Source organism: Persicimonas caeni, assembly GCF_006517175.1.
In the GTDB taxonomy this organism is placed as follows: Bacteria; Myxococcota_A; Bradymonadia; order Bradymonadales; family Bradymonadaceae; genus Persicimonas; species Persicimonas caeni.
In genome coordinates this window covers 5,419,480-5,434,318 of record NZ_CP041186.1, presented here as the reverse complement: position 1 = coordinate 5,434,318, position 14,839 = coordinate 5,419,480, and the positions used below count along the sequence as shown (strand labels likewise).

Sequence of the window (14,839 nt, the reverse complement as noted above, 5' to 3'; positions counted from 1 at the left end):
AAGTTGTCTGGGGGTGGGTTCCCCTGTCCGGAAGTTGCGATCCCGCGCTGAACGTGCTATGCCGACAGCCTACTAACGTGTGCCACGCCCCCAGGCCACGGACACGGCATCACGAATAATCCCGGGGCGTTGCTGGTTGCAACCGTTGAAAACGACGCCGCGGTGTTTCGCCGCTACTCCCACCATACGTTCTTTGAAGTAGTCCAGAGCTGCTTCCAGGCCGGTTCACGATACCAATTTGGAGGTTTCGGTTGAATACGACCACCTTTCTGAAACGCAATCTCGATGCTTCGGACGAAGAAATCCCGAGACTCATCGAGATGGCCACCGACGCGCTCATCGAGAGCACAGACTATCCCATCGGTGGCAGTAACGAAGAGCGGATCTGGCGCTATCTGCAGTACCCGTACTACCTGGGCCTCTTTGCCCGCCGCGTGGTCGCTGCCGAAGGCATCTCAGATCACGTCAAAGAGAAGCTGTGCCACGCTTGCCTGCAGGTCAACATGCACCTGGAGGAGGGCCAAGAGCCCGGCCCCGGTCTGTTCATGCTCGCCGCTTGGCTGGGCGAGAACGGCCTGCTGACTCGCCGCGACTACCTCGGGCTTCGCCGCGGCATCATCTGGCTGCCACGACTGACCGACAACTACGAAGAGGCCGAAAAGTACCTCATCCCGGCCTGCGACGGCGTCTTCGGAGACGTCCAGATCAGCAACGAGGAGTCGATCGAGCTTATCCTGATGATCCTGACGGCCAAAGAGGCCATCGGGGCCAAGGGTAAGAAGATCTTCGACTTCCTCATGAAGCTCGACAGCCTCAACAAGACGCTCAAGCGCGAGGTCTGCAAGATCGTCGTCGAGAACGCCATCCCGTTCCCGCGCAACGAGTACGACCACCCGCTGGACACCGACGCCCAGGAGCAAGACCGGCTGAGCATTCGCTTTTTGCCCGGCTCGGTGCGCCGCCGCGCGGTCGTCTGGCTGGCGCGTCTGGGCAAGGACTCCCTCGATCTGCTCAAAAAGCTGCTCAAGCCCAACACCGTGCGCGGCTACGGCGGTGACCACGTCGCCAGCGGCGCGCTCGACCTGCTCGACGAAGAGTGGGAGAACCTCGAGGAGAACACCCGCCTCGAGCTTCTGGAGAAGGCCGCCGACCTGCCCGACACCTCGGTCCGAAAGCGCGCCTATATCCTGGGCGAGAAGTACCTGGGCATCGACTTCCTCAAGCAGTCCCTCGACGACAAGGCCAAGAGCCTTCGCGAGTGGGCCCGCGAGCGCCTCGAGCGCCGCGAGGAAGAGGGGCCGCCCACGCCCGAGCAGCTTCAAGCCGAACTCGAAGAAGAAATCGAAGAGTAAGGCGGGACACCTGTGGAGACCTGGACCCTATCGGTCGATCGGCGCAAAGCCGACCGCGCCCAGATGATCGCCGAGCTCGAATTGCTCGCGGCGAGCGTCAAAGACCTCCAGGTCGACATCTTCGACGAGGACGAATACTGGAACGCCGCCGACAGCGGCGCGTTTCGCGACTTCGTCCCGTTCGCAACATTGAGCCACCCACACCGCGCAGGCCTCGAGTATGTCGCCGAGGACCTCCTGGAGCGGTTTGGGTGGCTCGTTGATTTTCGGCCGCCGGAAAAATGACATGGATATTACCGATTACGAAGAACGGTCGCCCCAGATCATCGAAGTCGAATCCGGATGGGTGCGCGCCTTTGTAGGCGACGACATCCCGCGCACCGGCGATGCCTTAGGCATCCGCTCGGAGGGCGGCGAGGAGGTCTTCGCCGCGGTCAGGCGTCACGCCGGCGGGCGCACCGTCGACGCGATGCTGCTCGGCATGCCCGCCTGGGTGCGCCCCGGCGTCGAGGTCTTCCAGACCGAGGAGTCGGCCCACGTGACCGCGCCCAAGCAGGGACAGTCCTCGGTCGACGCCCTGGCGATCACCGCCGGCAAAGACCTCGACACCATCCCGTTCAAGCTGCGCGCCCCCAAATTCGCCGAGCTCTCGGGCACCCGCCCCGCCCTGGCCACCGGCTTTTCGGCCATCGACCGGCTCTCGCCGCTCGCCCACGGCGGCCTGAACCTCATCCTCGACACCTACACCGGCCCGCAGGCCTACGACGCGCTCGCCGCCAGAGTACACGCCGCACGCACTCGCTCCGACGAGTACGACGCCGTCCTGTGGCTGTCGGGCGACGCGCGCGCCCCCGAATGGGCGACCCACGAGCTGACCTTCGACGGCGACGCCCAGCGCCAACTCACCGCGCTGCGCGCGCTCATGAGCTGGGCGGTGTGGCTGCGCGACCAGGGCCAGAACGTGCTGTTTTGCGCCGAGCTTCCGCCGCTCGCCTCGCGCGGCGTCGTCGACGAGGTCGAGACCGCCATGGGCGTCTCCATCGGCGAGGTCGTCGACGGGCTGGGCTCGACGCTCGCCTCGACCAATTCGGGCACCATCACCACGCTCCTGCGCCTGCCGCTCCACGCCAGCGCCTCGGGCATCGAGTACATCATCGAGACGATGGACGTGGGCGACGTCGACGCCCAGATCACCATCGACGACCAGGGCCGCTTCGACCCGTACCGCTCGACCTCGGACGCCGAACTCGACGCCGAGGCGCGCTCCGAGCAGCAAAAGCTCTTGGGCGTGCTCAGCCGCGCGGCGGCCGCGCGTGACAAGGCTGCGATGTTGGGGGAGTTTGGCTTGGAGCCGAGGGAGGAGGAGGCTTTGGAAAAGGCGGAGGCGTTGCAGGAGAGGTTGAAGGCCTAGAAGTGGTTGCCGAGGCGGCGACGCCGCCTCGGCAACCCAAACCTCACTCCGCCGCAGCCTCTTTATACAACCCCTCGATCCTCTCACCGTAATTCTTCATCACGATGCGACGCTTGAGCTTGAGCGTCGGCGTGAGCATGTCGTTCTCCGTGGAGAACTCCTCGTCGATGAGCGCGAACGCGCGCGGGTGCTCGTAGCCCTTGAGCGTATTGCCGAAGCGCTTGAGCTCGGTCGCGTACAGCTCGCGCACCTTCGGGTGGTCGAGCGCCTCTTCGCGCGGCACGCCGTTCTCTTCGCACCACTGAGTCAGCGCCTCTTCGTCGACGACGATGAGCGCCACGTTGTACGGCTTGTTGGTGCCCTCGATCATGATCTGGTTGATGTAGCCGCTCAGCTTGAGCTGCTCTTCGATGGGTCCGGGCACGACGTACTTGCCGTTCTCGAGCTTGTACTGCTCTTTGACGCGGCCCAGAATCCACAGGAAACCCTGCTCGTCGACGCGGCCCAGGTCGCCGGTGTGGAAGGTGCCGTCTTCTTCGAGCACTTCGGCGGTCTTGTCGGGCAGGTTGTGGTAGCCCTGCATGACGTTCGGGCCCTTCACGCACACCTCGCCGGTGCCCTCGGGGTAGCCCTCGACCGGGCGGGTGAACACCTCGACGCCGGGGATGGGCTTGCCGACGCTGCCGATCTTCTGGGCGCCGGGGATATTCGCCGAGACGATGGGCGAGGTCTCGGTGAGACCGTAGCCCTCGTAGACCTGGATGTTGAGGTTGTCGATGAAGCGGGCGACCTCGGGGCTGAGCGCCGCGCCGCCGCTGATGGCGTACTTGAGCCGGCCGCCGAAGCGGTCGCGCACTTTGCTGAAGACGAGCTTGTCGAAGATCTTGTCCTTCATGCCGGTCATGAAGCCGACGCCGCCCGCCTCTTTTTCCTCGCGCTTCTTGTTGGCGTTGTCGATCGCCGCATAGAACATCTTCTTTTTGAAGCCGCCCTCGGCGTCCATCTTCTTTTGGACGCCGTCGTAGATGCGGTTGAAGATACGCGGCACGCTCATCAGGATGGTCGGGCGCACCTCCGAGAGGTTCTCGACGATGGTCGACACGTCCTCGACCAGGCCCAGGGCGGCGCCGCGCGAGAACAGAAGGTGCAGCTCGACGGTCTGGCCGAAGCTGTGCGCCCACGGCAAGAACGACAGGCTCGTCTCGTCGGAGTCGAGCGGGAAGATGTCGCCGATGGCCTGGATATTCGAGCAGATATTCCAGTGGCTCAGCTTCACGCCCTTGGGGTTGCCCGTGGTGCCCGAGGTGTAGATGAACGTGGCGATGTCGTCTTTGGTCGGGTGCGTCGAGGGCGTGGCGTTGTGGCGGCCGTCCTCGAGGATATTGCCGAAGTAGTCCTGGTGGTCGGTCGCCCCGTCATAAAAGATGATGTGCTCGAGGGTCTCGATGTCGTCTTTGAGGTCCTGGACCTTCTCGTAGATGTCCTGGTCGGCCACGAACACCAGCTTGGCGTCGCTGTCGTCGAGGATGTACTTCCAGTCCTTGGGCATCTGCGCTTCGTACATCGGGCAGTACTTGGCGCCGAGTCCGTAGGTCGCGTACGCGGCCACGGCCCACTCCAGACGGTTGTCCGAGATGACCGCCACCGTGTCACCCTTGCCGATACCGCGCGCGGCGAGCGCGCCGCGACAGGCATCGACCTTCTGGCCGAATTTCTGGTACGACGTCCATTGGTAGCGGCCATCTTTCTTTTCGCCGAACAGGCGGTTGTTCGGGTACTTCTCGATGGTTTGCTCGAACAGGTCGACGAGGGTTTCGAATGCAGGCATCTACGTTCTCCGAATGTGTGGCGAGGACCGCTCCGACTCGACCGAGCCGGTCTGGCCGACGGAACAAAAGATTCTCAGAAAAATAACACAGTTGAACGGCGATAAATTTATTACGCGACGCCCAACCTACGCAAGTCGAATCGCGCCGCGAGGACTCGCCGCCTTGCCAGAGAGTGTTTTGCACCCCACCATACCCATCGAAACTCGCCCATTCGCAGCACCGAGGTGAACCAAGATGTCGAACGAGTCGGGCACACCCGAGCAACTCACAAACGACGGAGGCCAACGCGACGCCGTTGCGCGCGGCCTCGCGGTCCTCAGCGTCCCGCTCGTGCCAAGCAAGTGGCCCGACGCGCTGACCGACGCCGAGCGCGAAGTCGCCACGTTCCTCATTCGAGGGCGCACCTACACCGAGATCGGCCGGCAGCGAGGCACCTCGCGCCACACCGTCAGCTCGCAGGTCTCCTCGATGCTCTCCAAACTCGACGTCAGCTCCACCTCGGAGTTGATCGCAGCCCTCGCCCGGTACAACCGATGTCACGAGACCTGATCCATATCGTCGAAACCGCCTATTGCATCGAGCGCGACGCCCAGCAGTGGTACGACGCCCTGTGTGAGTCGCTGGTGGGCCTGGCGCCGGGGGATTTCGGCGTGATGGTCTACGGCTACGATGCCAGTCGTCCCGACGAAGGGGTCGACACCGTCGGCTGGGCGGCCGCGCAAGTCACCGACGAGTTCGTCGAGGCGACGCTGGCGCTCAATCGCGACAGCGCCCCCCAACAGGTCCGCCAGTTCTACCACGCGGGCATCCTCTGCGGGACCGTCAGCGAGTTTTACGAGCGCCCCGCCGATGCCCCGCCCTACGGCGAGCATGTCCAGCCGCACGGCTACCCCGACACGTTCGGGCTGAGCGCCTCCGGCCCCACCGGCGTGGGCGTGGCGGTCAACTCGCCGTTTCGCGAGATCTCGACCATCACAAAGGCCACCCGGCAGCGCTGGTTTCGCATCGGCGCACACCTGCAGGCCGCCTTTCGGCTGCGGCGCGCGCTGACGCGCAACCCGGTCGACCCCGAGGCCGTGCTCGAGCCGGGCGCCGGAGTGATCCACGCCGAGCCTGCGGCCAGCTCGCCGAACGCGCGCCAAACACTGCGCGAAGCGGCCAAGCGCATCGAAGCGGCGCGCACCGGCTCCACTCGCCAGAATGACGACGAGGCGCTGTCGCTGTGGCAGGGGCTCATCGACGGGCGATGGTCGCTGGTCGACCGATTCGACAGCGACGGGCGCCGCTACCTAGTCGCCTACGCCAACCCGCACGAGGTCAGCGACCCGCGCGCCCTGACCCTGCGCGAGCGCCAGGTGGCCGGCCTGGTCGGCGCCGGGGAGAGCAACAAGGCCGTCGGCTATCGGCTGGGGCTGTCGGCCGGGGCGGTGGCCACGTTGCTCCGACGCGCGCTCGACAAGCTGGGGCTCGACTCGCGCGCCGAGCTCATCTGGCTGCACGCCACACTCACCACAAGAAACGAATGAGCGCGATTCGCCACAACGACGAACCGCGCTCCCGATACGACTCGCTCCCACTCCAGATCAGGGCGCGGGGAACGGACACGAGACCGGCGGAGTCTCGAAGGTCACATTCGAGCAATCACGCAACTGGTAGTCGGTGAAGCTCTCGTTCTGGAAGGTGATGTCGACCCCGGCGCTGTCGCGAAAGACACTGTCGCGCAGCGTAATCGACGCGTCTCGACCGTTATTTTTGAACAGGGTCAGGTTCGCCGGCTCGTCGACGCCCGCGCCGATCCGACTCTGGCCGCCGTCTTCGACTACGACATGCTCTAAGACGTTTACTACACTATTGCTCTCGATCCGGATGCCGTTCCAAGCGCCATCCTGGTCGAGGATGCTGGCAAAACGAACCGGCTCGCTGGCGGTGCCCACCGCTTCGATGGTCCCTCCGACATAAAGCGCCGTATTCTCAGCGAAGAGCAACTCGACGCCCGGCTCGACGACCAAGTCGGCGGCCGACAGGACGTGGACGTTGTCCGTGAAGTGATACGGCACGCCCATATCGACCCAGTTCTGCCCGTCGACCACCCGGTTGCCCGTGGTGGCGTCGTGGATCTCGATATAGTCGTCGGTGTTGCCGGTGAAGTCGTTGTCTCCGGGCGCCCCGAGCCACTGCAACTGGTTGGCGTTGATGGAGACCGGCACCGCGTTTTGGGTCACGACGTTGGCGTTAAAGACCGGAAAGGACGCGCCCTGCTCGGCGGTGACCAGCCCGGCGTCGGCGCTGTGGCGCAGCGTCGTATGCTCGATGGACGCCGAGGCGACGGTGCCGCCGGTGGTCAGGTCCATCACGCTCAGGTTGCCAGCGCGCACATCACTCCACCAGGCCTCCGAGCCGCCGTACTCGATGATGACGTCCACGAGGGAGTTGTCGGCCAGGTCGCTCGAGATGAGCAATCCCTTCCAGTGGCCGGGGCTCTCGGTCGTGCCGGTAAAGAGAATCGGGTGGGTTGCGGTGCCCTCGGCCACGAAGGGCGACGTCGCCCCGCGGCTGTGGCGCATGCCCGTCCCCTGCTCGAAGGAGACGTTGACCCCCGGCTCGATGGTCAGCCCTTCGAGCACGCGCACCGTGCCGGTGACCAGGTAGTGGGTGCAGCCGTAGCCGTTGGCGGGCCAGGTCGTGTCGGTGTCGATGTCGCCGCTGACCTCGACGGGCGCCGGACAGGTCACCGTCACGGTGGCCGTGGCCGTGTCCTCCAACTCGCCGTCGGAGACGGTCAGCTCGATGACGACCTCTCCGGCCGCGTCGGCGAGCAACGTGGGCATCTCGGCGCTGGCGTCGTCGAGCGTCGCCAGGCTCAAATCCGGCGCCGAGGTTACCTCCCAGGTGTAGCTGAGTGCGTCGCCGTCCGGGTCGGTCGACCCGGAGCCGTCGAAGGTGATCGTGCCGGTCGCCTCGATCTCGGTCGGCGCCGCGATAACCGCGGTGGGCGCCTGGTTTTCGGCGGTGGTATCCGGGGCCGTGTCCGCTGTAGTGTCCGGCGTGGCGTCGACGCTTGTGTCCACGCCCACGTCGGCCGCGGCGTCTTGGCCCGTGTCGGCCGGAGCCGGCGTGTTGTTGGTGTCGTCGTCATCGTCGCAGGCCACCGCACCGACCGCCAGGGCGGCTACGAGCGCGCCGACCGGCACAAGCCGAGACAATACTCTCTGGGCATCTTGCATCGCACTTCCTATCGTGAGTTGTTGTGAATCTGTGCCCACCTTGAATGGAAGCCGTTGACGCTTCAATAGTACGATTGCATACACCGAGACTCGCCATGGCCGATTCCAACACCCCTCGGACGCCCTCACTCGCCAGCGAACGCAGCTTGTCAGCCGCACGCAGCTTGTCGCTCGAAGAGGCGATGCGCCTGCGCGCCCGGGCCAACCGCCAGATCCGCGCCTTCTTCGACGCGCGCGACTTTCTGGAGGTCGAGACCCCCAACTGGGTCGCCGCCCCGGGCACCGACGTCCACCTCGACCCGGTGCGCGCGGTGTACGAAGACCGCCACGGCGACCTGTCGGTCTCCGGCTACCTGCACACCTCCCCCGAGTTCGCGATGAAGCGCCTGCTCGTCGAGGGGCTCGAGCGCATCTGGCAGATGTGCAAGGTGTGGCGAAACGGCGAGGTCACCCCGCTGCATAACCCCGAGTTCACGCTGCTCGAGTGGTACCGCGCCGGCGAGCCGGTCGAGGCGATCATCGACGACGTCGAGGCGCTCACACGCGAATTGCTCGGCGACGAGGCGATGGTGGTCACCGACGACGAGGAGCGTCGCGTCGACCTGAGCGCTCCGTTCGAGCGCATGACCATGCAACAGGTCGTCGAGGGGGCGTGCGGCTTCGACCTGCTCGAGGCCCTCGACTTCGACGCGCTGTACGCCGCGTGCGAGGCGAACGACCTGCTCTCGCCCCGCTCACTCGCCCGCGCCGGCACGCATAGGCAATGGGACGAACTCTTCTTCGAACTGCAGGTCACCTACATCGACCCCTTCTTGGCCGACCGCGGCGCCGTCTTCGTGACCGACTGGCCCACCCCGCTGGCCGTGCTCGCCCGCAAAAAGCCCGCCGACCCACGCGTCGCCGAGCGCTTCGAGCTGTACGTCGGCGGGGTCGAGCTCGCCAACGGCTTCGGCGAGCTGACCGACCCGGTCGAGCAACACGCGCGCTTCGAGCACGACCTCGAGACCCGCCGCGAGCGCGGCCTGCCCGACATGCCCATGCCCGAGCGATTTCTAGCGGCCCTCGAGCGCGGCATGCCCGCCTCGAGCGGGGTCGCCGTCGGCGTCGACCGCCTGTTGATGCTCGCCTGCGGCGCCGCCGACATTCGCGAGGTGGTGCCCTTCGCGATGCGCCGCGACGCCGAGTCGGGCGACGTCGAGTGGGGCTGAGTTGATCTCTGGTCTGAGTTGATCTCTGGTCTGAGTTGATCTCTGGGCCCGGGTCGACTCCCCGCTGGACCGGGGCGACTCGCCTCTGGGCCCGCGCGGGACGTCTCTGGGCCGGCGCGGGGCGTCTCTGGACTTGGAGGGGAAGGATCTGGGCCGGCGTGGGCCAACTTCTGGGCCCGCGCGGACTTTCTCTGGGGTCGGGTGGAGAATCTCTGGGCCGGCGCGGGCCCATCTCTGGGCCTGCGCCGGGTCATCTCTGGGGCCGCGCGAGCCGTCTCTGGGCTCGCGCGGCCGATCTCTGGGAGGGGTTACTCTTCGGCGGGGACGGGCTCGCGGTCGGTGTCGACGTCGACCGGCTCGGCGGGCTGCTCGGGCTCGGTCGGCTCGGTCGGCTCGGTGTCGAGCACGTCGTTGTCCTCGAAGCGTCGCCAATAGCTGCTGGCGAAGCGCCGCGCCATCTCCTCGTCGTCGCGGAACACGTAGCGGCCCGCCTCGCGCACCTCCTGGACCAGGTCGTCGAGGAAGGTGAACGCGCGGTCGCGCATCTCCTTGGCCCCCGCGCTGGTAAAGCGCAGTCGATACGACGCCGACTCGCCCATGAGCGTGGCGGCAACCCCACGCGCACGCTCGGCGACGGCGACCGCGTCGAAGGAGCCGTCGCTGTCGAAGGCAGCACGGTTATTGTCGATCAAGCTGGCCAGGTCGTGCAGGTCCTGGGCGAGGTCGGCGTGCCCGTCGCCCTCGCGCACGAACTTGAGCGCCTCGCGCACCTTGCGGTTGCGCCGCAGGTTCCAACTGCACGCGTGCAGCATGTCGCGGCGCAGCGACTCGCCGTCGGCCACGGCGGCCTCGAACTCCTCGGTCTGGCGCCGGCTGCGCACCTGCGTCCACGCCGCCTGCGCCTCGCGGGCCGCGCCCAGCGCGACCTCGAAGCGCGCCAAGCGTGCGTCCGCCACGCCCACGTGGGTCAGCTTGGCGGCAATTTCGGCGCGCGTCGCCAGCGCGACCAGCGCCTCGGCTTCGGCCAAGAATACGTCGATCGGCATCCCGTGGGGCGCCGAGACATCGGCGGCGTCGAGCGCCTGCAATGTCGGGGTCAATTGATCCAGGTTCGGTGTCGACATGTCGTCCTCCCATTGGTAAACGCCACCGCTGTTTCGCCCGCGCACCATGCGCGTGCCAGCTGGTGGTCATGGTCTACCCGACGGCCTGCGGCCACTTCGTTGTCGGTGTTGTGCCGACCAGACTACCCGAAGGCGCGCGCGCTCGGCAACCCACCATGCGCGCACTGACACGAGGCGCCCCCGCACCTCGCCCCCCCCGATCGGAGCAACAGAGAAAAACCGCCCTGCACGGCCGCCACGGGGCGATTTCAGAAAAAAGACGCAACAATTTTTGGTTTTTGCCGAAAACCGTAATGAGGGGTGGATGTATCGTGGCCACGAATTTCCCCACAAATTTGAAACGGGCGGGTGGGTCGTCGTTAGCCTTAACCCACACGCTGGTGGCTGAGCCGGTTGGGCTCAGAAGGTTCTGTTCGACAACTCACTCCCGTCGCCGAAGGCGGTTGATTCGTGCATCTTCGGCGCCGTCTGTCCTCGACGATGCGCTGCATCGCCTGCGTCAGACGGCCTCCGAATCTGCACCGAATCCCCTCGCCTCGGCTCGGTCCGGAGTTGTCGAACAGAACCTGGTCTGCGGCGGAACGGTTTCCCGATCCGCAAAACAGAGCTTTCGTAGCGAGCGTATCTTCGAGGAGATGTCGGCCTGTACCTCTTCGACGCGCTCGGCGGAGGCCGAGCCGGCAGTTTCGTCCTTGTGGCGAAACGGTCGGATTTGCCCGGTGCGGGTTCGTAGGAACGTCGTAGTTCGGATGTGGCGTGAAGATGGGCCTGTGCCATGGGAGTGCCGCAGCGGCGTCGTTGGAGGTCGTGGCGTCGGGGTGGGCATGTGCGTAGCGCATGACCTATCCGAGGTGGCTTGAAAACGGGGCGGGCTTTGCCCGTTGACTGTTCACAATCACAAGCAAACACGCAGCGCCCATGCCGGCGAATTTCGCCGGCAGACGCATCAGTATGTCGTCGTGGGGGCGCTGCGCGCCGGTCTCGAGTCGTGAGTCGTGGCTCTTGTGGGAGATTGGCCGCCTCGCATTAGCTGCTCAGACTCGTTCATCGGTCGGGTGAACCCGCCGGGGCGCCGTCACAGGGCCTGCTCGAGGATGTCGTAGGCCCGGGTGGCCTCCGGGGCGAGGTAGACGCCGGCGCCGGCCAGTTGGTCGAGGCCGGTGAACCCGAGGCCGATGAGCACTTCCGAGCGCCCGTCGGGGTCGGTGACCGCGCTCCACGCATGGTTGTAGCGCACCGCGAAGTCGACGAAGCGGGTGTGGACAACAAGCCTCGGCCCTACTGCCAGCCAGTCACCGGCGGGGTCGTCCCACAGGTAGCTGGCGTGCACGCCCAGGCGAGCCCCGTGGATGCCGGCGTCGCTGGCGACGCGTACCGAGTAGTCGAGCAGCTCCATGCCCACCTCGTGGCGGCGTCGGTTCCAACTGTAGTGCGGCGACAGCCCGCCCAGCGCCTGGCCACTGTCGGCAAACCCCAACTCGGCGAAGCGCCACTGGACCTCGAAGCCGACGCGGGCGCTGCGCTCACGTTGGGTGGCCACGTTCAACCGAAGCTCGTTGGGCAGCAGCGTCTGGGTCCAGAAGGCAGGCTCGGCGGCCGAGTACGGCGCCAGCCAGTGCAGCCCGTCGTCGACCGGGCGGCCGAATTCGGCTTCGACCCGGTCGACCTTCTGGGCCATGTTGACCCCCGTCTGCGCGCCGTCGAACAGGGCGACGCCGGGCGCGAACTTGTCGCTGGCCTCGATGGCGCGCATGCGGCGGGTGATCTGGCGCACCGGGTCGAAGTACCAGCCCGGCGCCTTGTCGAGGATCATCGCCACCACCCCGTTGGGGCTTGGCGTAAACCCGGCGTCGGCGAGTCGCTCGAAGAACGCGTCCGGGTCGACTTCGGTCGGGCAGGTCTCGTTGGCCGGGTGGTTCTGGCAGGGAGCGCGCGTGCCCATCATCACCTCCAGGAGGGCCTGCAGGTTCGGGCTGCCGGGGGGGATCTGCTCGACGAAGAGCACGTTGTCGACCGTGGCGTCGTCCTTGTCGAGCGCGCGGCGCAAGTCGGCCCACACCCGTTTCGCCCCGTCGACGCCCAGGGCGACCTGGGCCTCCTGTCTGGCCAGAGAGGCCACGATAAAGTGTGCGTCGGCCACCTCGTCGACCCCGAGGGCGTCGGCGGCGGCGTTCATCCGCTCGACCACACACCGTTGGGTCACCTCGCTCCACAGGTTCAGGTGGGTCTGCGTGGGCACCCGACCGACGCGGCTCACCGGGTGGGGCGCGTAGTAGCTCTGGCGCTGGCACTGATAGGACGCGATGGAGTGCAACGCGTCATAGACCCCGACCAGGTAGTCGTAGTGGCGAAAGCCCTTGTCCAAAAAGGCGCCGAACGCCGAGAAGTAGTCGCCCACGACCGGCGACAAGCGCGTGGAGAGCACGAGGCGCCGCCCCCTCTCCACCGAGGACTGCAGGCGCCGAGCCAACGCGGCGTGTGCAGCCATCTGGCGCGCTTCGTGACGCATCGCCGGGGCCAACGAGGGGGCTCGTACAAAGGCGAGCGAGGCCGCCTCGACGATCGCGTCGAGGATCATCGCGCGCAGCGGTTGGGTGCTCGGCGCCCCGCGATGCTCGGCCTCGGCGTAGTCGACCGCCAGAAACCCGAAGAGTTGAGCCAGCCCCTCGGCCGCGGCGTGGCCGTCGGCGCCGAAGAAGGCGTCGGCGAGCCGGTGTCGGTCGGCCAGCAGGCACCCTGTGAAGGCAGCGATGTGCAGGGAATCGTCGATGGCGAAGCCGGCGGGAGCGACCGGGCGCTCGTCGTCGGCCTGCTGGGCCAGGGCGACCGCATGGCAGGGGTGGGTGGCCGCGTAGTCGGCCGCGTCGAGTTCGACCTTCTCGTCGAACGCCTCGAGGAGCGCGAAGGCCTGCTTTTTGCGCGACGCCTGGGTGGGCGCGTCGCTCGCGGACGGCTGGGGGTTGTCGGCCAACAGGCTCAACTGCTGCTGGGCGAACGCGTCGGGGCGGCGCACCCCGAGCTTGGCGAGGGCCTGGCGGTCGGCCGCCGACAGCTCGGAGGCGGTCAGTTTGTCGGCGACGCCGAGCTCGGCGGCGCGCGCGTAGACCCGGGAGGTGCGCGTGAGGGTCTGGGCCACCCGGCCCGCCAGCGCGGCGGCGCCCTCGTTCCACAGGTGGTCGAGCAACGTGTGGTACAGCTCGGAGCTACGCGCCGAGTCGATCGCCCCCTCGAGCCACTCGGCGTAAAACGACAGCCCACGCGGCGAGTAGCCCGGACCCCGGATCGCCCGCCGCGTCTTGGTGGGGTCGGCGCCGTGCATCCGGCGTTGGTCGGGGTCCATATACAGGTAGGTCATCGGCGCCTGCGGGGTGTGTCGCGCCGCCCGGCGCGTTTCGGCCATCGCCGCCGCCAGCCCCAGGGGCACGTTGTCGAAGACCCCGCCGTCGATAAAGTCGCCCCAGCAGATCTGGGCCGGCTGCCCCTCGATGTCCGGGCACGACAACACCTCCCCGTCGACGACAACCTGGGAGCCGACCAGCCCGTGCTGCGGTGAGCACTCGAGCGCGCAGTAGTAGAGTTGCTTGCGCGCAAAGGCGATCGGAAAGGCGCTGGAGGTCTCCACCGCGTCGAAGACGATGCGGCGCGGCACGTGGCGTTGGCCGGTCGAGGGGTCGAGCACCGACGCCAACTGCAAGATGTTGTGGATCGGGTGCTCGCCGTCGTGGATGGGCTGGTAGGCGAACCGAAGCTCGCCGCCGTCGTCGACGTCGACGCGCCACGGCACCACAAAGCGTTGGTTGTAGGTCTGCAGGCCGCCCTTGGTCAGCTTGCCGGGCACGTCCCGGGTCACCGTGATCCCGAGGTTATCGAGCGAGCACTCCGGTCGAAAATTCGACTCGCCGAGCTCACGGTCGAGCACCTCGAGGCTGCGTCCGAAGGCGCGCCGGGTGAACAGCCCGTCGTCGTCGAGGTAGCCGTCGGCCGAACGCGGCAGCAGGGAGGGGTCGGCGTCGAAGCCCACGGCCATCCACGTGTTGCGGAAGATATTGTCGTCGATGTCATTGCAGATGACCTGCTCGTCGGAGACGCACTGGCCGTCGGGCTGGCCGCGGTGCTCCTGGCTGAAATCCTTGCACCAGTTGACGGTGGTCAGCAGGGTGTTCACCGCCCCGGCCGACGCGCCGGTGACGGTGGTCAGGTCGTAGGCGATGGCGTCGCCGCGGGCCTGCGCCGAGCGCAGGTATTTGATGAGCGCCCAGTTGATGCCCGCCTCGTAGGCGCCCAGGCTGGCGCCGCCGCTGATGGTCAGCCCGAGCTCTCGGCGGGTCTGCTCCCGCTCCTGGTCGGCGGGCTCCTGAGCCGGCGCGTCGAACGGCACGTGCAGGCAGGCCGCCAGGGCTAGCAGGGCGACGCCGGCCGGCAGGCGCGGCGCGTGCGATCTGTGTCGGTGTGTCCGTTGTTCCATCATCATTGCATTCCAAACCCATAGGTAGGGACGCTCTCGCATACGAGGGCCCCCTGCACTCTCACACGAGGGCAAGATGCCCACGCACCGAAAGCAAGATGCTCTCGCATACGAGGGCCCCCTGCACTCTCACACGAGGGCAAGATGCCCACGCACCGAAAGCAAGATGCTCTCGCTCCGAGGGCAAGATGCTCTCGCTCCGAAAGCAAGATGCTCTCGCTCCGAA

At 66.7% G+C, this 14,839-nt stretch carries 10 protein-coding genes; 6 read left to right on the top strand and 4 right to left on the bottom strand.

Annotation, left to right across the window (positions count from 1 at the left end):
• The first annotated feature begins 251 nt into the window (after positions 1 to 251).
• From FIV42_RS19980 to FIV42_RS19970, 3 genes are read left to right on the top strand one after another with little or no spacing between them, the layout of a single operon-like run.
• On the top strand, positions 252 to 1,352 hold the full coding sequence (locus tag FIV42_RS19980; RefSeq protein ID WP_141199399.1) for a hypothetical protein: 1,101 nt from the start codon (positions 252 to 254) through the stop codon (positions 1,350 to 1,352).
• Positions 1,353 to 1,364: 12 nt separating this feature from the next.
• Entirely contained in the window at positions 1,365 to 1,637 is a 273-nt protein-coding gene (locus FIV42_RS19975) for a hypothetical protein (RefSeq protein WP_141199398.1), read from the top strand.
• A gap of 1 nt (position 1,638) precedes the next feature.
• Complete coding sequence (locus FIV42_RS19970; RefSeq protein ID WP_141199397.1) at positions 1,639 to 2,763, top strand: hypothetical protein; 1,125 nt, start codon at positions 1,639 to 1,641, stop codon at positions 2,761 to 2,763.
• Positions 2,764 to 2,806: 43 nt separating this feature from the next.
• Here the strand turns inward: FIV42_RS19970 and FIV42_RS19965 are convergent, their stop codons facing one another.
• Positions 2,807 to 4,591: an AMP-dependent synthetase/ligase gene (locus tag FIV42_RS19965; protein WP_141199396.1), complete on the bottom strand. Its 1,785-nt coding sequence runs from the start codon at positions 4,589 to 4,591 to the stop codon at positions 2,807 to 2,809.
• Between the two features lie 235 nt (positions 4,592 to 4,826).
• Between FIV42_RS19965 and FIV42_RS19960 the strand changes: the two genes are divergently transcribed.
• On the top strand, positions 4,827 to 5,141 hold the full coding sequence (locus FIV42_RS19960; protein ID WP_141199395.1) for a helix-turn-helix transcriptional regulator: 315 nt from the start codon (positions 4,827 to 4,829) through the stop codon (positions 5,139 to 5,141).
• Positions 5,126 to 6,118 (top strand): helix-turn-helix transcriptional regulator, encoded by a 993-nt coding sequence (locus FIV42_RS19955; protein ID WP_141199394.1) that lies wholly within the window; start codon positions 5,126 to 5,128, stop codon positions 6,116 to 6,118. Before FIV42_RS19960 ends, FIV42_RS19955 begins: the two co-directional genes overlap by 16 nt.
• Before the next feature lie 57 nt (positions 6,119 to 6,175).
• Here FIV42_RS19955 and FIV42_RS19950 read toward each other — a convergent pair whose 3' ends face one another.
• On the bottom strand, positions 6,176 to 7,816 hold the full coding sequence (locus tag FIV42_RS19950) for a PKD domain-containing protein (RefSeq protein WP_141199393.1): 1,641 nt from the start codon (positions 7,814 to 7,816) through the stop codon (positions 6,176 to 6,178).
• Between the two features lie 95 nt (positions 7,817 to 7,911).
• Between FIV42_RS19950 and epmA the strand changes: the two genes are divergently transcribed.
• The gene (epmA, locus tag FIV42_RS19945; RefSeq protein ID WP_168210797.1) at positions 7,912 to 9,024 is read left to right on the top strand and encodes an EF-P lysine aminoacylase EpmA; all 1,113 of its coding nucleotides are present in this window, start codon (positions 7,912 to 7,914) and stop codon (positions 9,022 to 9,024) included.
• A 308-nt stretch (positions 9,025 to 9,332) separates the two neighbouring features.
• Here the strand turns inward: epmA and FIV42_RS19940 are convergent, their stop codons facing one another.
• Positions 9,333 to 10,148: a hypothetical protein gene (locus FIV42_RS19940; RefSeq protein WP_141199391.1), complete on the bottom strand. Its 816-nt coding sequence runs from the start codon at positions 10,146 to 10,148 to the stop codon at positions 9,333 to 9,335.
• 1,075 nt (positions 10,149 to 11,223) lie between these two features.
• Positions 11,224 to 14,613, bottom strand: coding sequence for a patatin-like phospholipase family protein (locus tag FIV42_RS19935; protein WP_168210796.1), 3,390 nt, complete (start codon positions 14,611 to 14,613; stop codon positions 11,224 to 11,226).
• Between the last annotated feature and the right edge of the window lie 226 nt (positions 14,614 to 14,839).